Raw genomic sequence first — 20,910 nt, 5'->3', positions numbered from 1 at the left:
ACATGGCTGAGAATAGATTTAGAGTCAAAGAAAACGAAAGGCCTCGCGGCAGAGGATTCTTCGGCTTTTTGTCTGCAAAATTCAAATTTGGCCAAGACTGGAATTCTGAGTTACCTGTTAAACATTTACCTAAAGTAGCGTTCACGGTTTTGCTTGGTGTGTTCTATGTATGGAACAATCACTATGCAGAGAAGTCCATTCGAGAAATTGATAGGCTAGAGGACGTTGTTGAAGACTTAAAGGCAGATGTTACTACGCTGGAAGCTAACTATATGTATGGTAGTAAGCAGTCAGAAGTTGCCAAGAAGGTGAAGCCTCTTGGTTTAATTGAAAGTATGGAGCCACCCACTAAAATCATTGCTGACGACGATGAATATTAAGAAGGACATACTGCTTCGGGTGCGCATCGCTTTTTTAGGCGCTGCTGTTTTTGTTTTAGCCATCGTTTACCAAATGGTCGATATACAGATTATTAACGGTGAACATTGGAGAGAACAGGCAAGGGCAAATAGCCTTGATTATAGAACCATAAAAGCAACAAGGGGAAGTATATATTCTGATGGGGAAGACCTGTTAGCTACTTCATTACCCTTTTATAGATTAGCCTTTGATCCGTCAGTGGCTCATGACACGACATTTACGTCCAAATTAGACTCCCTTTCACACCTATTGTCAGCTTTTTTCCGAGATCATTCTTCAGACTACTATCAGAAGAAGATCTCGGAGGCTCGACAAGCCAAAAAGAGGTATTTAGTCCTTAGTAAAGAAGATCTCGATTATCAAGAAAAGGAACAAGTGGCCCAATGGCCAATTTTTCGTTTAGGCCAAATGAAAGGCGGCGTCATCTTTGAAAAAGTTGATAAAAGACATAATCCATTCGAAAGCCTCGCAGTTAGAACCATTGGAAATCTAACTCCTGAAAAATCTGGTTCTCATGGTATAGAAAAGAGTTTTGATCATTTTTTAGCAGGCCAAGATGGAGAAGGCCTTTTCCAGAAAATGACAGGTAATGGTAATTGGAGACCTATAAATGCCTCTTCCGATATTCGTCCTGTAAACGGATATGATGTTCATACCACTATAGATGTCAATCTACAAGATGTAGCTGAAAGTGCCCTCTTAAGAGCCGTTTCCAATCTTAATGCGGCTTATGGCACCGTGGTTTTAATGGAAGTTAAGACTGGCGAAATCAAAGCCATTTCGAACCTAAAAAGAACCTCAAAAGGCACATATGCCGAGAATTTAAATTTCGCAGTAGCTGAAAATAATGATCCAGGCTCAACTTTCAAGTTAGCTTCGATGCTCGCTTTATTAGAAGCAGGAAAAGTTGAATTGACTGATTCAGTAGACACAGGTAAAGGTGCGCTGAAATTTAGCGATCGTACCATGCGTGATCATAAAACAGGCGGGTATGGAATGTTGACCGTTGAAGACGTATTCGTGAAATCTTCAAATGTTGGTACTGCAAAGTTAGTCGATGAGCATTTTGGCGATACCCCTCAAGAATATGTCGATATCATTAAAAATACCGGTTTCGGTAAACCATTAGATTTTCAACTAATAGGAGAAGGCGTTCCTTATATAAAGGATGCTGACGATAAAAGTTGGTCGAATGTCACTTTACCTTGGATGTCTATAGGCTATGAAATGCAACTGACGCCACTGCAAACGCTTACCCTGTATAATGCAGTAGCGAATGATGGGAAAATGATTCAGCCGATTTTGGTTAAAAGCATCAAGCGTGGAGGTAAGACCATTGAAACCTTCGAATCTAAAGTGCTCAATAAGAAAATTGCATCGGATAAAACACTCGCTGGCCTAAGGAAAATGCTCGAAGGCGTAGTTGAAAGGGGTACGGCAAAGAACATTAAAAATGATGTATATAAGATTGCTGGAAAAACTGGAACAGCTCAAAAGTTAATTAATGGGCGATATACTTGGCAAAAATATTATGCCTCTTTCGCTGGTTATTTTCCTTCAGAAGAGCCACTCTATAGCTGTATCGTAGTTATCGATAGCCCGGATGGGATGAATCGATTTGGAGGAGATGTTTCTGCCCCTGTTTTCAAGGAAATAGCCGATATGATATATGCTAAAAACCTTGATATCCACGATTCATTTGAACCGAATCTTTTGGCCAGTGAAGGCAAGTTTCCAGTCATCAGAGCAGGAAATTTTCAAGAACTCAATGAGCTGTGCAATCAATTGGGCATTTCAAATCACTTCAATGGTCAAGCTGAATGGGTTCGATCAACGGTCAGTAATAACGCGATCATTTGGAAAGAAAATCATGACGGAGAAGATTTAGTACCTAACGTGAAAGGAATGTCACTTAGGGATGCGATTTACATCCTCGAAAATATAGGTTTAAAAGTTTCGGTTACCGGTTCGGGCAGGGTTGAAAAACAATCTGTTCCGGCCGGTAGACGAATAACACAAGGCGCAAGAATTAAAATTGAATTAGGTTAATGCCTCAATTAAAGGACATATTATATAAAGTGTCGTTGACTTCTGTTTCCGGAGATATGGAAACTGAGGTGACAACGCTTGCCTTTGATTCTAGAAAAGTTGAGGTAGGCAGTGTCTTTATTGCCGTGTCTGGTACACAAGTGAATGGTCACGATTACATAGATCAAGCCATTCAAAAAGGAGCTGTAGCAATTGTATGTGAAGAGTTGCCACAAACTACCATCGATGATATTGCCATAATTCAAGTGAAGAACTCAGCCCAAGCTTTGGGTTTTATGGCTTCTAATTATTATGGAAACCCTTCTCAAAAACTAAAACTAGTTGGTGTAACGGGCACAAATGGTAAAACAACTTGTGTCACACTACTATTCCATCTTTTTAGAGACCTAGGATACAATACTGGCTTATTATCTACTGTTGATAATAAGGTGAATGATGAGGTAATTCCAGCTACACATACCACTCCCGATGCCATAACCATTAATCGAATGTTGGCAAAAATGGTAGCGAAAGGGTGCACCCATTGCTTCATGGAATCTAGCTCACACGCAATAGTGCAGCACAGAATTGCAGGCCTTACTTATGCCGGAGCGGTCTTTACCAATCTGACGCATGAGCACTTAGATTACCATAAGACATTCGACGAATACATAAAAGCTAAAAAATTACTTTTTGATGGATTGTCGTCATCTGCATTCGCCTTGACGAACAGCGATGATAAACGCGGAATGGTAATGCTTCAAAATACAAAAGCGAGTAAGCATAAATATGCTTTAAAGAGTATAGCGGAGTTTAAAGCAAGAATTCTGTCCAATACACTTCAAGGATTGGAGCTAGACTTAGCCAATCAGAATGTTTGGTTCAAGCTAATAGGTGATTTCAATGCCTATAACTTATTAGCTGTATTCGGCACAGCCGTTTTGCTAGAAGAGGATCCTGAAGAGGTACTTAGAGTGCTTTCAAATATTAATGCTGCGCCAGGCAGGTTCGAACAGGTTATGACCAAAACAGGAATAACTGCGATAGTCGATTATGCCCATACGCCAGACGCACTCGAGAATGTTCTGCTAACGATCAAAGAATTTAGAACAGGTAATGAGAAAGTGATTACGGTAGTTGGTTGTGGTGGAAATAGAGACGCTGAAAAGCGTCCTATAATGGCAAAAATTGCCTGCGCCCTGAGCGATAAAGTTATTTTAACCTCTGACAATCCTCGTTTTGAAGAGCCAATGGCCATCATAAAGGATATGCAAGAAGGTGTAACACCATCTAATTATAAGAAAACCCTTGTCATAGAGGACAGGAAAGAAGCGATTAAAACAGCAAGTGCTTTGGCCGAAGCAAAAGATATAATTCTTGTAGCGGGCAAAGGACATGAAACTTACCAGGAAGTAAAAGGAGAGCGATCTGCTTTTGACGACAGGAAAATACTAGAAGAGATGTTGAACCTAATCCATAAACAGAACTAAACGATGCTGTATTATCTGTTTGATTATTTGGATAGAGAATTTGACCTGGTGGGTGCTGGCGTGTTTCAGTATATCTCCTTCAGGGCGGGTATGGCTACGCTTCTTTCTTTAATGATTACGATAGTATTTGGCAAAAAATTGATCCAAATACTCCAAAAGAAACAAGTCGGAGAATCAATTCGTGATTTGGGTCTTGCAGGCCAGATGGAGAAAAAAGGCACACCGACTATGGGAGGCCTTATCATAATAGCGGCTATTGTAATCCCTACTTTACTTTTTGCCAGGTTAGAAAATATCTATGTCATCTTGTTGTTAGCAACCACGCTATTGCTTGGGGCAATTGGCTTTTTGGATGATTACATCAAAGTATTTAGAAAGAATAAGGAAGGTTTAGCCGGAAAGTTTAAAGTATTCGGTCAAATATTTGTTGGCCTAATCGTAGGAGCAACGCTCTATTTCAGCGACAATGTTGTAGTAAGGGAATTTGAGGAAGTAACATCTACTGAAATAGTAGAAGGCACAGAAGCGCCAAGATCTTTTACCGACTCAAAATCATCAAAAACAACAATCCCATTCGTAAAGGATAATGAGTTAGACTATAGTAAGCTTAACCCTACCGATCAAGAATGGATAACGGCGGCCATTTATATTTTGGTTGTCATCTTTTTTGTGACTGCCATATCTAATGGAGCAAACCTTACAGATGGAATCGATGGGCTGGCGGCAGGTACTTCGGCCATTATTGGTTTGGCACTGGCCATTTTAGCCTATATATCAGGTAACGCCATCTTCTCTGATTACCTCAATGTGATGTTTATTCCTAATTCTGGTGAATTAGTGATTTTCTGTACCGCTTTCGTAGGAGCATGTGTAGGTTTTCTTTGGTATAACTCATACCCAGCTCAGGTATTTATGGGAGATACCGGTAGCCTTTCGCTTGGTGGCGTCATCACAGTTTTAGCCTTAGTGCTTCGCAAAGAATTATTGATTCCTGTGTTATGCGGAATCTTCATTATTGAGAATTTATCTGTGGTAATACAGGTGAGTTATTTCAAATACACAAGAAAGAAATACGGTGAAGGAAGAAGAGTCTTCAAGATGTCTCCACTCCATCATCATTATCAAAAAATGGACATACCAGAAGCGAAAATTGTAACGCGATTCTGGATTATAGGCATACTGCTAGCCATTATAGCATTGGCCACATTAAAGTTAAGATAGAAGCATTGAAAAGAATACTAACCATACTTGGGGCCGGTGAAAGCGGCGTAGGTGCTGCCCTGTTAGGGCAAGCGAAGGGGTATGATGTGTTCGTATCTGACTTTGGTGCAATAGCCGGTCATTTTAAAGATGAGCTAGTATCGTTAGGTATTGAGTTTGAAGAAAACGGTCATGCTCAAGAAAGAATTTTGAAAAGTGATGTGGTGGTAAAAAGCCCAGGTATTCCTGATAGTGCTCCAATAGTGAAAGCACTCAGAGCTAAAGGAAACTTAATCATTTCAGAAATAGAGTTTGCCGGAAAATTCACTTCAGCTAAACTCATTGGTATTACTGGTACTAATGGAAAGACTACTACCACAATGCTCACCTATCATATTTTGAAAGGTGCTGGCTACAATGTGGGAATGGCTGGAAATGTAGGGAAGAGCTTTGCACGGCAGGTTTTAACAGAAACTTATGATTGGTATGTGCTAGAGCTAAGTAGTTTTCAGTTAGACGATACCTACGAATTAAAATTAGAAATAGGAGTCCTTTTAAACATCACGCCAGATCATCTCGATCGGTACGATTATGACTTCAAAAAATATATCGCATCTAAGATGCGCATATTTCACCTTGTACACCTGGGATGTCATGCTGTCTATTGGCAGGAAGACGCCCAAATCGGGGAAGGCATTGTGAGCGCCACTCGTGGCCTGAATGTACGTCCCTTTTCGCTTAGTGGAGACGCCACTGAGATAACACATATACAATTTGATAGGTTGTTTTATGTTCCCTTTGATTTTGAGATATCTGCCCCCAGAGCAGATATCTCAATCAAGGGACTACATAATGTTCAAAATGCCATGGCAGCAGGTAATGCGGCACTCTTGGCTGGCGTAGAGAAAGAAGATCTTTTAAAAGGACTGAAAACCTTCCAAAACGCAGAACACAGACTCGAATTAGTGAGAACGCTGGACGGCGTAGACTATATCAACGATTCAAAGGCAACCAACCTAGATTCAGTGAAATATGCCCTCGATGCATTCGATACGCCAATTGTATGGATTGCCGGAGGAATAGATAAAGGAAACGACTACAGCCTTGTAGAGGCTTTAGTAAGTGACAAGGTAAAAGCACTGATATGTCTTGGGAAAGACAACAGTAAGCTCATTACCTCATTTGAAAATATTGTACCAACCGTGAAGTCTACCGACGATTTGATCAAGGCAATGCGATGGGCAAAAGAATTAGCAAAACCAGGTGATACCGTATTGCTTTCACCTGCATGTTCAAGTTTCGACTTGTTTAAGAATTACGAAGACAGAGGAATACAATTTAAGAAAGCCGCATTAGCGTTATGATGAATAAAGTAAAGGCATGGACAGATAAGCATATTCAGGGTGATCCCGTCATCTGGATAGTCGTGCTATGCCTTTCAGTATTTGGCATACTCGTTATTTACAGTGCAACAGGATCGCTCGCCTATAGATTTGAAGGCGGTAATACGGAGAAATACCTCATCAGACATTCGTTCATGGTTGTTTTAGCGCTAGTCGTCATGTGGCTTGCTCATAAGGTTGATTACCGATATTATTCTAAAATCACCCGTTACGCATTAATTGCATCAGTACCCTTATTGATTTATGTTTGGCTGTATGGTTCGAGCATTAATGAAGCATCACGTTGGATTGTACTTCCATTTATAGGAATTCAGTTTCAGCCATCCGATTTGGCTAAGTTGGCCCTTATCGCTGCACTTGCCACTATGTTGGCCAAACGACAACAAAACATTGAAGACTTTAAAGAGTCTTTGATCCCTATGCTTGCATGGTGTGGCGGCATCTGCGGTTTAATCGCAATGACTAATATATCTACTGCGATTCTCCTTTTCGCAACCTGTATGCTACTGCTATTTATAGGAAGAGTACCAATGAAGTATTTGGGCATGCTTGTAATCGTTGGGGTGTTCGTTGGGCTTATTGCCATGAAGGTAGGCCAGCGTGGAACAACCGCCGGAAGTAGAATTAAGAGCTTTGTGCAAGGCACAGAATTACCCTACCAAGTAGAACAATCTTATATCGCCATTGCCACTGGAGGAATCATGGGGAAAGGCCCCGGAAATAGTGTGCAAAGGAATTTCTTGCCAGCAGCATTTTCTGACTTCGTTTATGCCATCATCATAGAAGAATATGGCATAGTGGGCGGTGTAATTGTCTTACTGCTTTATCTCGTTTTACTCTACCGAGGCATGCGCGTGGTGGCGAATAGCGACCGAGCCTTTGGAGGCCTGTTATCCGCGGGATTGAGCTTTGCTTTAGTTATACAAGCCTTGGTAAACATAGGAGTAGTCGTAGGACTAGGTCCAGTAACCGGGCAAACGTTACCATTAATAAGTATGGGTGGAACATCACTCATTTTCACAGGACTAGCCTTAGGAATAATCCTGAGTATAAGTAGAGGCGAACGAGAAGATATCTCATCGCTAAGTAATGAAACAAGAAATACGGCAAAAGCCATTTAAATTATAGAAAAGAAAGCACCATATCGATTGATTATAAGCGGAGGCGGAACCGGCGGACATATTTATCCGGCGATTGCGATTGCCAATGCCTTTAAAGCTAGATTTAAAGGGGCTGAAATACTTTTTGTAGGCGCCAAAGGTAAAATGGAAATGCAAAAAGTTCCAGAAGCCGGTTATGCCATTGAAGGTCTATGGATAAGTGGATTACAAAGAAAACTCACTTTAGACAATCTGTCATTTCCTTTCAAAGTGATCGATAGCCTTTTAAAAAGTGCACGAATAATAAAGAATTTTAAACCCGATGCAGTTGTCGGCGTTGGCGGATATGCTTCAGGACCACTTTTAAGAGTGGCTACTCGAAAACGAATTTCTACCGTTATTCAAGAGCAGAATTCCTATGCAGGCCTAACAAATAAAGTGCTTTCAGGAAAAGTAGATAAGATTTGCGTGGCCTATCAAGGCATGGATAAGTTCTTCCCTGCCGATAAGATTGTCTTAACAGGCAATCCCGTTCGAAAAGACATTACTGATTTAGCCAATAAGAAGGAAGTCGGTCTTAAGCACTTTGGTTTAAGTAATGACAAGCCAGTATTGATGATACTAGGAGGAAGCCTCGGTGCCAGAACACTAAATGATAGTGTGGTCAACGGTATCGAAAAACTTGTTTCCGAAAAAGTTCAAGTTATATGGCAATGCGGTAAGTTTTATCATGAAGAAATGAAGTCGAAACTTCAGCAAGCTGAACATGATGGACTTATTCACCTTCACGAATTCCTAAGAGAAATGGATTTGGCATACGCCGCTGCCGATGTGGTGATTAGTCGAGCGGGTGCATTGTCAGTATCAGAACTGAGTATAGCAGGCAAACCGACAGTTTTTGTGCCTTCACCAAATGTTGCGGAAGATCATCAATCGAAAAATGCTAAGGCAATGGTTGATAACAAAGCAGCACTACTAGTAAAAGATTTAGAGGCGAAAGAACATTTGATTAATCGAGCGATAGCCCTAATCAATGACCAGGCGCAGAAAGATGCGCTCGCAAAGAATATTAAAGCAATGGCTAAACCCAATGCTGCAGAAGAAATAGTAAATGAAATAGCCAGCCTAATTGAATGAATTTAGATAGCATACATAGCGTCTATTTTATTGGGATCGGAGGGATCGGAATGAGTGCTTTAGCCCGTTGGTTTAAGCATAATGGGAAAGCTGTATCCGGTTATGATAGAACCGAAACATCATTAACCAATAGTCTGATATCAGAAGGTATTTCAATTCATTTTCAAGATGACCTTAGTCTAATTTCTAGTGAAATAAAGGCATCAACCGATGGTGTGCTTATTGTCTATACACCGGCTATTCCCAAAGATCATACAGGTCTGAATTGGTTTAGAGGTAATGATTATAGCTTACTAAAGCGATCGGAAGTTTTGGGGCTAATTACTCAAAACATGAGAAATGTTGCTGTGGCGGGAACACATGGAAAAACCACTACATCTTCAATGATTGTGCATTTACTAAAAACGGCAGGCATTGATTGCACAGGTTTCTTAGGTGGAATTTCTGCCAATTATAATACTAACATGGTACTTAATGATGGTGAAAATAGTATTGCCGTTATTGAAGCAGACGAATTTGATAGATCATTCTTAACACTGCATCCAGATATTGCTGTAGTAACGGCGACTGATGCAGATCATTTAGATATATATGGCGACAAAGAATCCTTAAAAGATTCATTCAAGCAATTTGTCAAGCAGATAAATAAAGGAGGTCATCTTTTTGTAAAAGACAATCTGAAAAGTGACCTGATAGATGAGAATTCAGTGGAGCATACCGGTTATGGATATGCCGATGGTTATGTAAAATCTACTAACCTGAGAATAGAAGATGCTACTTTCGTATTTGATTATAATGGAGATCAAACCATAGAAGGTGTACGACTGAATGTACCAGGCTACCATAATGTAGAAAACATGCTAGTAGCCATGGCGGTCTGCAGTGAGTTAGGGGCAGATGTTGAAAGCCTCAAAGAAGGCGTTAGTTCCTATAAAGGGGTAAAGCGAAGGTTCGAATTTATACATAGGTCTGAAGAGGTGGTTTATATCGACGATTATGCCCACCATCCGGTGGAAATAGAAGTCTTCCTAAAATCAGTAAGAGATCTGTTCCCAAAAAAGAAAGTAACTGCGGTGTTCCAGCCTCACTTATTTACGCGGACAAGAGATTTTGCGAGTGGATTTTCTGAAAGCCTATCGCTAGCCGATGAGGTAATCCTTTTAGATATCTATCCTGCACGAGAATTACCTATTTCAGGAGTATCATCTGAAATACTATTGAAAAACATTAACACACAAAAGAAAACAATAAGCACAAAAGAGCATCTCATAAGTCAAATCCACGAATGGAAACCAGAAGTCTTATTGACAATTGGTGCGGGAGATATTGACAAATTAATTGAACCTATTAAAAACTCACTGTCATGAAAACTAAAGAGACAATACTGAGGGTAGCAGGGATAATTGGAGGTTGTGTGATCATTTTCTTAATGATCAGTTTCGTCGAAAAACGTGAAGTTGGCTATCGTATAGAGGATATCGATGTGGAAATTGAAAATGCATTTGAAAACTTCTTTATAGATGAGGCAGACGTGATGTCTTTAATCATGGAAAACGAAGGTGATTCAGTGCTTGGCGATAAATTCGGAAGAGTAAGCCTTAAAGCAATAGAAAATAGAATTGAGTCACACAGCTTTGTAAAAGATGCCGAAGTATTTAGAGATCTTAAAGGCCATTTAGTAGTAAAAGCAAGGCAGAATAAACCAGTTGCGAGATTAATCAGCAACCGTGGAGAAAGTGCTTATATAGGAGAAGACGGCGATTTACTACCCGTATCGACAAAATACACGGCAAGAGTACCCGTAATCACCGGAAGATATGTAGCCAAAATGTTGGATCTCACTAACGTGAAAGACAGAGAAGAAGACGCAGACATTTTTGACTTAGTCAATCATATCAATGCCGATAAGTTTTGGACCAAACAAGTGGGGCAAATTATCATCAATAGTAGTGATGATATAATAATGTACCCGCAAGTTGGTAACCAAATGCTAGAATTAGGCAACGCCAAAAACATCGAGAATAAATTTAAAAACCTTAAGATATTTTTTAAGGAGATAATGCCAACCAAAGGTTGGAACACCTATAAAAGGGTAAATGTAGCTTTCAAAGACCAGATCATCTGTGATACCAAATAATGCCATGCAAAACGATAAAATTGTAGTAGGACTAGACATCGGCACAACGAAAATATGTGCTATAGTAGGTGCTAAAAACGAGTACGGAAAACTTGAAGTACTCGGTATGGGTAAAGCCGTTTCAGACGGAGTTATTCGAGGAATAGTAACAAATATTGACAAGACAGTACTTGCCATTGAAAAAGCAATCGCGGAAGCCAGTGAGCAATCCGGGATTGAAATTAATGTGGTAAATGTGGGTATTGCCGGTCAGCACATTAAAAGCTCAGTACACCACGGTAGCATTACGCGCGACCGTGTAGACGATGAGATTACTGTTGAGGATATTAACAGGTTAACTAATGATATCCATAAGATAGTAATGCCTCCAGGATGTGAAATAATTCACGTAATGCCACAAGACTACATTGTGGATTATGAAGATGGTATTAAAGACCCGGTTGGCATGTCTGGGGTAAAATTAGAGGCCGATTTTCACGTTATCACAGCACAAACCAATGCAATTCGCAATATCAATAAGTGCGTAAAAAGAGCAGGTCTTGAGATTGATGATCTCATTTTAGAGCCATTAGCTTCTAGTATGTCAGTATTGTCGGATGAGGAAAAAGAAGCAGGTGTGTGTTTAGTTGATATTGGAGGTGGTACTACAGATGTTGCCATTTTCCATGATAGTATTATCAGACATACAGCAGTCATTCCTTTCGGTGGCAATATCATTACTACAGATATTAAGGAAGGCCTTAAGGTAATGCAAAACCAAGCGGAGTTATTAAAAACAAAGTTTGGTAAGGCAATTGCCGAAGAAGCAAACCCTAATGAAATAGTGTCTATTCCTGGTTTAAGAAACAGGCCTCCAAAGGAAATTTCTATTCGTAACCTAGCACATATTGTCGAGGCAAGAATGGAGGAGATTATAGAACTGGTTCATGCCGAAATCATTACTTCTGGTTACGGAAGTAAACTAGCGGGCGGTATCGTAATAACTGGTGGTGGTTCACAATTAGCCTATATCAAACAGTTATTTGAATATATGACCGGAATGGATGCAAGAATTGGGTATCCGAACGAACACTTAGGTAAATCTAAAATAGAAGCAATTAAGAGTCCTATGTACGCCACTACTGTTGGTTTGGTGTTGTCAGGTTTCAGAGCAATAGATGAAAGAGAAAACAGGTACCTGGAAAATAAAGCCGGTGCAAATAGTAAACGTAGCGAAGGAAGTAGCAAGAAAGGCTCAGAATTCTTCAGTAAGCTAATCGATCGTACCAAAGGATTATTAATGGACGATTTTCACGATAAAAACGAATATTAGAATAATAAAAAAACAAAGACGACAACTCGGTATAAACCAAGTTTGATTCTACTTAAAATAAACAGTCATGGCAGATTCTTACATGTTCGAACTCCCATCACACCACAAGTCGATTATCAAAGTAATCGGTGTTGGTGGCGGAGGAAGCAACGCAGTAAATCACATGTTTAATCAAGGTATTAGAGATGTGGAATTCGTAGTGTGTAATACAGACGCACAAGCATTAAAAAGCAGTCCCATTCCAAATAGATTACAAATTGGAATTGGTCTGACTGAAGGACTCGGTGCAGGAGCAAATCCTGATACAGGGAAAAACGCAGCAATAGAAAGCAAAGAGCAAATTCGTGAAATGCTAGGTGAAGACACCAAAATGGTATTCATTACTGCCGGTATGGGTGGTGGAACCGGAACAGGAGCAGCACCAGTAATTGCTAAAATTGCTAGAGATATGGACCTGCTAACGGTTGGTATTGTTACCGCACCATTCAGTTTTGAAGGAAAGAAAAAGACAAATGCTGCGAATAAAGGAATAGCAGAGCTTAAAGAAAATTGCGATACCGTTCTGGTAATCTTAAATGATAAGCTGCGCGAAATTCATGGGAACCTACCAATTAGTAGTGCCTTTGGAGAAGCTGATAACGTCTTAACCACGGCAGCTAAAGGAATAGCAGAGATTATCACTGTACCTGGCTATGTGAACGTCGATTTCATGGATGTTCAGACAGTAATGAAAGGTGCTGGTGCGGCAGTGATGGGTTCTGCCTTGGCCGAAGGCGAAGGAAGAGCACTTAGAGCGGCTGAAATGGCCATATCTTCTCCTTTGCTCAATAGCAAAGACATTCACGGCGCTAAAAGAATATTACTATCCATTGTTTCAGGCGAAGAGGCTGAATTACAAATGGATGAACTGACAGAAATAACAGAATATATCCAAGAGAAAGCTGGTGACGATGCCGATGTAATCTTTGGTCATGGAATTGATCAAGAGCATGGGCAGAATATCAGCGTAACAGTAATTGCAACAGGTTTTGAGACTCCAGAGCTGGAGACTATTTCGGTTGAAAAGAAAAGGGTTATCGATCTAGAGAGCAATCTAGAGATTGAAACAAGAAGCGATGACTCCCTATCACCTAAACACAACTCGCAAGCACTCCTTTTTGAAGAAACAGAAAGTGTTGATAGTGAGGAGACTCAACCTGAAGCAAAAGAAGAACAAAAGGACGAGGAAGATATGACGTCGGGTTATTCATTTCTCAGCCGATTGGCAGAAAAGTATGAGATAGAAGAATATCCGCCACAGCAACCTCAAGTGCCTCAAGATCCGGAAGTAGAAAAGCGCAATCAGTCATTAGATAATGACTTTCAAGAAGAGCGTAATAAGAACTTCTTGGAAATGAAGCGTATAAAGTTGCAGGAACAAGCTAGAATTCGTGAAGAAAGATTGCGTGGAACAAATGCACAGCAAATCGATAATCACGACTTTAAAGAGAAGTTAGAAATTCCAGCTTATCAAAGAAAGCAAGTAAGGCTTACCGATAACCTTCCATCTTCAGAAAGAAGCGTTTCTCGCTTCAATCTAAATGATGACGATGAGATTATGGGAGACAATAAGTTCTTACATGATAATGTAGACTAGTCTACAAGCTCGAACGAGCATTATAACGTGACGCATACAAAAACAGCCTACTGCCATGGGCTGTTTTTTTGTTGATTTTTTAAGTATGAAGCGATACAGAATAGGTTGCCGACTGAGTTCCTCTTACCGATAGGGTTTGATTTGGTTTAGCGACTTAATTAGTGAATTGTAGGAAGCCCCTCAGAACTTGATTAATCGATCAATTTGACCGTTAAGCAATTGATTGTAAAGGTCGTTGGTAATCTTGCCACCTTCGAAATTTCGCTCAATGGCAGCTAATTTTGGTTTTATGGCCAATACATTCATTCCCAAGTAGTTGAATATGTCTGTGAGGTGAGACATGGCAAAAACACCGCCTTGGACACCAGACGATATGCCAACCATTGCTGCCATTTTATCTTTCACACCTTCGGGGTACTTTAAACCATCAATAAATGCTTTCAACACACCTGGAAAAGAACCATTATACTCAGGAACAATAAATACAAGTTTGTCAGCAGCCTGAACCTTTTTTCTAAGTCCATTAAAAGCTTCATTCGTTCCATTGTTCTCATAAAGCGCTGTGGTTGTAAAATCTGCAGGTAAATCTACCAAGTCGACGATTTGACTTTCTTCGCTCTTCGCCGAGAGTAAGGATGAGTAATATTCGGCCACTTTACGGCTTACAGAATTCTTACGGTTTGTGCCAACTACAATTGTGATCATATGCTTTTAATTGTCGCTAAATTAAGACCCAAAATCAGTTTCATCATAATCTTGGAACCTTAATGATTTTACAAGTGTCATTAGAACCTAATCTCGCCGAAATAGTTCAAGAGAATTCAAAAACTTTGCATATTTGATTTGTTAACAAAACAGCCCTATGACTTACTCGGAAAAAATTGCTCAGACCACTGATTTCATTAAAAACAAAGTAGACTTTACGCCAGAGTTTGGAATTATTTTAGGTACAGGTTTAGGTGCATTGGTAAATGATATACAAGCTGAGTTTGAATTAGAATATGAGCATCTTCCAAACTTTCCTGTGTCAACGGTTGAGAGTCATAAAGGCAAGCTGATTTTTGGTGAACTAGCGGGTAGGAAAGTTGTAGCCATGCAAGGCCGATTCCATTATTATGAGGGTTATGACATGAAGGAAGTGACCTTTCCTGTAAGAGTTTTAAAGCAGTTAGGTATCCAAAAATTGTTTGTTTCGAATGCCGCTGGAGGTGTGAATTTGGGGTTCAAAATAGCAGATTTAATGATCATTGAAGATCATATTGACCTGACAAAGGAAAACCCGCTTACAGGAGCAAATCTTGACGAATTTGGTGGTAGGTTTCCAGATATGAGCGAGCCATACGAACGAAAAATGATCGACGAGGCCTTAGAGATTGCAAAAGAACATGAAATCCCTTGCCATGAGGGCGTATACGTCGGTGTGAGCGGTCCAAACCTAGAAACAAGAGCAGAATATAGATTTATTGGCAGAATAGGTGGTGATGCTGTTGGAATGTCGACAATACCAGAAGTTATTGTTGCCCGTCATATGGATTTACCCGTTTTCGCTATCTCAGCCATCACAGATTTATGCGATCCTGACAATCTTGAAAAAGCAGAGATTAGTAAGATTCTGGAAGCCGCATTTAAGGCTGAAAAGGGCATGACAACTATTATCAAAGCCCTTATCGCTAAGAACTAGTACAGCTATTAGAAGTTCTTTCTGCGTTTTATCATGAGCGATTTTTCACCCTCGAATGCATCGTTTGAAGAGCTGATACTATATTTGACCGCACGAATATCCATGGAAATGTGAATACCCTCCAGCCAATGTGTCATTTTATTGCCTTCAATGGAAGCTTCAAATCCGCCACCCTTGAATTCAAAAGTTGTCCAAGTTCCATCCGTTTTCTTGAACTGAAGTTTAAGTGCATCAAAAAAGAAGGTGCCGGAGCCTACTACGAGACCACCAAAGTACATGGTTACGTCATCAGATGTAATGTCACCTTCGATGATATAGTTGCTCCATTCGTTCGAAGTTATTAGCCTATCGCCCATATTATCAAAAAAAGCTGGAGATCCGTCTGCCTTCTCCACCCGCGCCCACAGGGCTGCAGCATCATTTGCGTCTGGTTGGTCACCATTTGCCCTAACAGCACCTGTTAATTTGAAATTTGTATAGTTTCCTGCTTCAAGCGGGATTAATTGGTAGAAGGCAGCCCAATCATATTCCACCTCTTCTTGAGCAATTAAAGAGTGGTTTATAAAGAGCAATGAAATGAGAGAAGCCAATAAAAGTCTTTTCATAATGCGGTATTTGTGTGTTATTTGAGAACGATCTGTGCTTCAAAGAAAATCTGAAGTGAGTTATCGCCCCTTTGAGGATAAGCAAGGAAATAGGTAAGCAGTTTATTATAAAGAATTATGGAGTTAAATGGTAAGGTTGCCATCGTTACAGGAGTAAGTAAAGGAATCGGTCTGGAAACTGTAAAAGTGCTGTTGAAAGCAGGCGCGATTGTGGCAGGTTGGGGTAGAACCAACCCTGAAATTGAACATGAAAATTATCACTTTTTCGGAACAGATGTGGCTGATTGGGAGAACGTTCAGGGGTCTTTCCAAAGAACCAGAGAAAAGCTAGGGAAAGCCTCTGTATTGATCAATAATGCAGGTTTTGGACATCAAGGATTGATTCATGAAATGCCAGTAGAAGAATGGAAAGCTATGTTCGATGTAAATGTTCATGGGCTTTTCTATTGCACAAAAATGGTCGTGCCTGATATGATCGAAATGGAAGAAGGTCACATCGTGAACATCGCTTCTATTGCAGGTACAAATGGCGTTGAAACGATGTCTGGTTATGTGGGGACAAAACATGCCGTGAGAGGTATTGGCCAATCGATTTTCAAAGAATTGAGAAATCATGGCATCAAAGTATCTACAATCTATCCAGGAAGTACAAACACTAATTTCTTCGATAGTATAGAATTTGCAAATGCAAACGAGCATATGATGCGCCCAGAAGACATTGCTTTAACTATATTGCAAAGCCTTGAAACACACCCTAATTATCATGTGGTAGATGTTGAAGTAAGGCCATTAATGCCTAAGGGGAAACCCAATAAAAAATAAGTCACTACGTTTATTTTTCAATGTCCATTAAAGTCAGTCAGCTCACGAAAGTTTATGGAAACCAAAAAGCAGTAAATGCTATTTCGTTTGAAGTGAATAAAGGAGAAATACTAGGTTTTTTAGGCCCTAACGGAGCTGGGAAATCTACGACAATGAAAATTGTAACTGGCTTTATTCCACCATCCGATGGAAGCGTTGAAGTAAAAGGGGTGAGCGTGATGAAAGACCCTATATTAGCACGAAGGGCCATCGGATACCTACCAGAACATAATCCCTTATATCAGGATATGTTCGTACATGAATACCTAGCCTTTATTGGCGAACTACACGGGTTAAAAGGAAGTTTCTTAAAAGATAGAGTGAATGAAATGATTTTACTCTGTGGGTTAAGAGTAGAGCAGAATAAAAAGATTGGAACTCTCAGTAAAGGTTATCGTCAAAGAGTTGGCCTTGCACAAGCTCTCATCCACGATCCGAGCGTATTAATTCTTGATGAACCCACAACGGGCTTAGATCCGAATCAATTAGTAGAAATTCGCAATCTGATTAAAGAGATCAGCAAGGATAAAACTGTTGTGCTTTCAACCCATATCATGCAGGAAGTGAAAGCACTCTGTAGCCGAGTGATAATCATAAATAAAGGAGAAATTGTAGCCAATGATACCGTGGATAACCTAACCGGTGGACAATTTGTGCTTAAAGTTGAGTTCCAGAATTCTATTGAAATAAAAGAGCTGGAACACTTTGGTAAAGTAAAGAACATTGGTGGTTCAATTTATGAAATCAATCATGCAGGTTCGGATGGTTTGAGGGCCCAATTATTTGAGAAAGCAAAAGCAAATGATTGGGTAATATTGAGCATGCAGCAGCAAGAGAAAGACCTAGAGCAAGTTTTTAGAAATTTAACACAAGACAGCAATGTGGGCGATTTATAAAAAGGAAATCAGGCAGTTTCTCAGTTCTCTTATCGCCTATGTGGTAATTGGAGTATTCCTGACTGGTATTGGTCTTTTGACATGGGTTTTTCCAGACTCTAGTGTATTGACATACGGATATGCTGATCTTGAAACTCTGTTTACACTTGGGCCTTTCGTCTTTATGTTTTTGATTCCAGCCATTACCATGAGAATGTTAGCGGAAGAAAATAAAACGGGCACAATCGAATTGTTATTAACAAGGCCGCTCAGTGATTTTCAGATCATTATGGGCAAATTTTTCGCCGCTTTCACATTAGTTATCTTCGCAATACTTCCAACATTGGTCTATTGTTATTCTATAGCTCAATTAGGCAATCCCATTGGCAATCTTGATGTACCAGGAATAGCAGGCTCATATGTAGGGCTTCTCCTTTTAGGAGGTGTTTTTGCCGCAATAGGAATCTTAGCGTCTTCGCTCAGTGAAAACCAAATCATCGCGTTCATTATTGCCGTTTTCGTAAGTTTTTTCCTCTATTCAGGAATTAGCTCAATGGCCGGAATGTTTTCCGGAGAGGTAACGCTATACGTAGAAGAAATGAGCCTTACTCATCATTACGAAGCCATGAGTAGAGGACTTATCGATACCAGAAATGTAGTCTACTTTATCAGCACCGCCGTATTAGCGCTTTTACTAGCACATTTAAAAATGGCAAGTAGATTCTTCTCCTTTAAACCTAAAAGGAATAAAATATGGAGTCGGTTTGGAGTGAGTATGCTTATTGTATTGATTCTAAATATAATTTCAGCCAATGCCTATTTGAGATTGGATTTGACTGCGGATAAGCGCTTCACTTTGAAGCCAGCAACCTCCGAAATGCTCGGTGCCATTGACAAAACACTCACCATGGAGGTACTGCTAGCAGGAGATTTACCCCCCAAATATCAGCGGTTGAACAAAGCTTTGATTCAGACGCTTAAAGAGTTTAACGATAAGATTGGCGGAGAATTGATTTTCTTTCAAACTGATCCGAGTGCCGCAGAAAACGAACAGGAACGACAAGAGAATTATCAGTATTTAATGGAAGGGTTGCGACTGTCACCCACACAAGCCATTTATAACGAAAATGGTAACCAGGTAAGGCGATTCGTTTTTCCATATGTAATTATGAATTACGATGGTCGTTCAGCGGCCATAGAAATAGCGGGTGCCGGAAAAGTAGGTTTAACACCAGATGAAGTATTAAATCAGGCCGCTGAAAATCTGGAATTCAATTTGGCAGTTGGTATCCAAAGACTCGCTAAATACGACCGTAAGAAAGTGGCGCTGATCACTGGCCACGGAGAGCTTGATTCTATGCGAGTGATTGGTTTTGGTGCTGAAATGGTTCAGTATTTTGATCTTGAGCCACTAGATATAGATTCTGTAGATAGAATTGAAGGTTTCGATGCAATCATCGTTTCTAAACCTACCGAAAAATATGAACGCAAAGATAAATTCAAACTAGATCAATTTGTCATGAATGGCGGGAAAGCTATTTTCTTAATAGACGCTTTGAATGCAGAAACAAGTAGGGCAGGTGGGGTAGGTACTGTGGCTTTACCTATTGATCACGGGCTAGGTGACTTGCTTTTTAGATATGGTGTTCGACTTAATGATAACTATATACAAGACATTCAAAATTTTGGACGACATCCGGTGGAGATCGATGAGCAGCGGAATATCATCAACTTACCATGGCCGTTTTATGCGTCAATTAATGAATTTGCCAAACATCCGATTACGAAAAATTTAGATGCCGTTTATGCACGAACATTTGGTACAATAGACACTGTTAAGGCAGAAGGAATTAGAAAAACTCCGCTCATGTTTACATCATCCGCAACCCGTGTAATGGCAGCGGGGAGTCGCGTGGCGTTTGAAGACTATGCTAGCCAGCCAGACCCTATTTTATTTCAACATGGGAAAGAAGCTGTGGCCTACTTGTTAGAGGGTAAATTTATATCACTCTTTAAAAATCGAGTACTATCAAATGACGATAAGAATGAATTTAGAGCTGAAAGTCCGGATACAAAAATAATGGTCGCTTCTGATGGCGATCTCATTCGTAATGAACTCGATTTAAAAACAGGCGCACCGATGGAGTTGGGGATTAATCCGTTTGCCGACAGAGGTGAGAAAGTGATGTACGCCAATAAAGATTTTCTATTCAATGTGCTGACTTATCTTACAGATGAGAATGGCCTGATAACTGCCCGTGCTAAAGAAGTAAGTTTAAGGCCCTTAAACCGTGTTAAAGTACAGAATGAAAGAGTCTATTGGCAGGTGCTCAATTTGGCAGGGCCGCTATTCATTATCATCCTCTTTGGTATTATCCGAGGAGCAATTAGAAAGAGGAAATACGGATCTTTTAGTACTTCTGAACACTAGGGTCAATCTCGTCGGCCCAAGCAAGAATTCCACCTTTCAAGTTATATAAGTTCTCAAAGCCATGGTTTGCTTCTAGCCAGTTGATTACATCCCCACTTCTTTTGCCACTGCGGCAATGAACAATCACTTGTTTGTCTTTCGGAAACTTATCAACATTTTGGGGAACTGAGTTCATCGGGATTAATTCTCCGCCTATTTCAGCAATTTCAAACTCATTTTGTTCGCGTACATCTATTAGCTTAAAATCGGCGTTCGATGCCATTAGGCCATTAAGTTCTTTAACTGTTACTTCTTTCATTTTATTGAGTTTTGCTTCTTCTCGATCGACTTTCTTTAAGTACAATGCTGAGATTGATTTAGTTTCAAATTTCGTCATTAGTTCCGCTTTATAGAAAGTTCGGTACCAATAAAAGTTTCGAAATTGAGTTTTTACAATTCAGATTAGCACCATTCCAGACCCATCAGCTAGCAGGAAAGATAATTGGTGCTCAATTATTTGACTTCCTTCCAGAAATATGAGTAAAAGCAAGTATTGCGTCACTCAAAAAGAGCTTCTGGGGTTCAGTGTATTGATTTTATTGTTAATTTTATCCG

Annotated in this window: 18 protein-coding genes; 15 read left to right on the top strand and 3 right to left on the bottom strand. The window is 40.0% G+C overall.

The window, feature by feature from the left end; all coding sequences use genetic code 11:
• Positions 1-2: 2 nt before the first annotated feature.
• The 11 genes from JXQ92_RS02180 to ftsZ all read left to right on the top strand — a co-directional run bounded on the left by JXQ92_RS02180 (position 3) and on the right by ftsZ (position 13,863).
• On the top strand, positions 3-380 hold the full coding sequence (locus JXQ92_RS02180) for an FtsL-like putative cell division protein (protein WP_421984933.1): 378 nt from the start codon (positions 3-5) through the stop codon (positions 378-380).
• A complete protein-coding gene (locus JXQ92_RS02175; protein ID WP_421984932.1) occupies positions 370-2,469 on the top strand; it encodes a penicillin-binding protein in 2,100 nt (699 codons plus the stop codon). Before JXQ92_RS02180 ends, JXQ92_RS02175 begins: the two co-directional genes overlap by 11 nt.
• Positions 2,469-3,938: a UDP-N-acetylmuramoyl-L-alanyl-D-glutamate--2,6-diaminopimelate ligase gene (locus JXQ92_RS02170; RefSeq protein ID WP_421984931.1), complete on the top strand. Its 1,470-nt coding sequence runs from the start codon at positions 2,469-2,471 to the stop codon at positions 3,936-3,938. Before JXQ92_RS02175 ends, JXQ92_RS02170 begins: the two co-directional genes overlap by 1 nt.
• Before the next feature lie 3 nt (positions 3,939-3,941).
• Entirely contained in the window at positions 3,942-5,159 is a 1,218-nt protein-coding gene (gene mraY, locus JXQ92_RS02165) for a phospho-N-acetylmuramoyl-pentapeptide-transferase (RefSeq protein WP_421984930.1), read from the top strand.
• 5 nt (positions 5,160-5,164) lie between these two features.
• The gene (gene murD, locus JXQ92_RS02160; RefSeq protein ID WP_421984929.1) at positions 5,165-6,502 is read left to right on the top strand and encodes a UDP-N-acetylmuramoyl-L-alanine--D-glutamate ligase; all 1,338 of its coding nucleotides are present in this window, start codon (positions 5,165-5,167) and stop codon (positions 6,500-6,502) included.
• Positions 6,502-7,662 carry an FtsW/RodA/SpoVE family cell cycle protein gene (locus JXQ92_RS02155; RefSeq protein ID WP_421984964.1) on the top strand — a complete coding sequence of 387 codons (1,161 nt, stop codon included), beginning with the start codon at positions 6,502-6,504 and terminating at the stop codon, positions 7,660-7,662. Before murD ends, JXQ92_RS02155 begins: the two co-directional genes overlap by 1 nt.
• Before the next feature lie 30 nt (positions 7,663-7,692).
• Positions 7,693-8,778 carry an undecaprenyldiphospho-muramoylpentapeptide beta-N-acetylglucosaminyltransferase gene (gene murG, locus JXQ92_RS02150; protein WP_421984963.1) on the top strand — a complete coding sequence of 362 codons (1,086 nt, stop codon included), beginning with the start codon at positions 7,693-7,695 and terminating at the stop codon, positions 8,776-8,778.
• On the top strand, positions 8,775-10,145 hold the full coding sequence (gene murC / locus JXQ92_RS02145) for a UDP-N-acetylmuramate--L-alanine ligase (protein WP_421984928.1): 1,371 nt from the start codon (positions 8,775-8,777) through the stop codon (positions 10,143-10,145). The genes murG and murC overlap by 4 nt, the downstream gene beginning before the upstream one ends.
• Entirely contained in the window at positions 10,142-10,915 is a 774-nt protein-coding gene (locus JXQ92_RS02140; protein ID WP_421984927.1) for a cell division protein FtsQ/DivIB, read from the top strand. The genes murC and JXQ92_RS02140 overlap by 4 nt, the downstream gene beginning before the upstream one ends.
• A gap of 4 nt (positions 10,916-10,919) precedes the next feature.
• Positions 10,920-12,227, top strand: coding sequence for a cell division protein FtsA (gene ftsA / locus JXQ92_RS02135; RefSeq protein WP_421984926.1), 1,308 nt, complete (start codon positions 10,920-10,922; stop codon positions 12,225-12,227).
• A gap of 67 nt (positions 12,228-12,294) precedes the next feature.
• On the top strand, positions 12,295-13,863 hold the full coding sequence (gene ftsZ / locus JXQ92_RS02130; protein WP_421984925.1) for a cell division protein FtsZ: 1,569 nt from the start codon (positions 12,295-12,297) through the stop codon (positions 13,861-13,863).
• 180 nt (positions 13,864-14,043) lie between these two features.
• Here the strand turns inward: ftsZ and JXQ92_RS02125 are convergent, their stop codons facing one another.
• Positions 14,044-14,568: an NADPH-dependent FMN reductase gene (locus tag JXQ92_RS02125; RefSeq protein ID WP_421984924.1), complete on the bottom strand. Its 525-nt coding sequence runs from the start codon at positions 14,566-14,568 to the stop codon at positions 14,044-14,046.
• Between the two features lie 157 nt (positions 14,569-14,725).
• Between JXQ92_RS02125 and JXQ92_RS02120 the strand changes: the two genes are divergently transcribed.
• Positions 14,726-15,544 (top strand): purine-nucleoside phosphorylase, encoded by an 819-nt coding sequence (locus JXQ92_RS02120; RefSeq protein WP_421984923.1) that lies wholly within the window; start codon positions 14,726-14,728, stop codon positions 15,542-15,544.
• Between the two features lie 8 nt (positions 15,545-15,552).
• Here JXQ92_RS02120 and JXQ92_RS02115 read toward each other — a convergent pair whose 3' ends face one another.
• Complete coding sequence (locus tag JXQ92_RS02115) at positions 15,553-16,149, bottom strand: hypothetical protein (protein WP_421984922.1); 597 nt, start codon at positions 16,147-16,149, stop codon at positions 15,553-15,555.
• A 117-nt stretch (positions 16,150-16,266) separates the two neighbouring features.
• Here JXQ92_RS02115 and JXQ92_RS02110 point away from each other — a divergent pair, with 117 nt between their 5' ends.
• The 3 genes from JXQ92_RS02110 to gldG are packed head-to-tail and all read left to right on the top strand — an operon-like array spanning position 16,267 to position 20,316.
• On the top strand, positions 16,267-16,971 hold the full coding sequence (locus JXQ92_RS02110; RefSeq protein WP_421984921.1) for an SDR family oxidoreductase: 705 nt from the start codon (positions 16,267-16,269) through the stop codon (positions 16,969-16,971).
• Positions 16,972-16,991: 20 nt separating this feature from the next.
• A complete protein-coding gene (gene gldA, locus JXQ92_RS02105; RefSeq protein ID WP_421984920.1) occupies positions 16,992-17,906 on the top strand; it encodes a gliding motility-associated ABC transporter ATP-binding subunit GldA in 915 nt (304 codons plus the stop codon).
• Positions 17,890-20,316: a gliding motility-associated ABC transporter substrate-binding protein GldG gene (gene gldG, locus JXQ92_RS02100; protein WP_421984919.1), complete on the top strand. Its 2,427-nt coding sequence runs from the start codon at positions 17,890-17,892 to the stop codon at positions 20,314-20,316. Before gldA ends, gldG begins: the two co-directional genes overlap by 17 nt.
• Here the strand turns inward: gldG and JXQ92_RS02095 are convergent.
• A complete protein-coding gene (locus tag JXQ92_RS02095) occupies positions 20,297-20,692 on the bottom strand; it encodes a rhodanese-like domain-containing protein (protein ID WP_421984918.1) in 396 nt (131 codons plus the stop codon). The two genes, gldG and JXQ92_RS02095, sit on opposite strands and share 20 nt — an antisense overlap.
• Positions 20,693-20,910 lie beyond the last annotated feature (218 nt).

Origin of the sequence: Roseivirga sp., assembly GCF_049099775.1 — a bacterium.
Lineage (GTDB): Bacteria > Bacteroidota > Bacteroidia > Cytophagales > Cyclobacteriaceae > Roseivirga.
The sequence above is the reverse complement of the archived record's forward strand: the minus strand, read 5'-3'. Positions and strand labels throughout refer to the sequence as shown.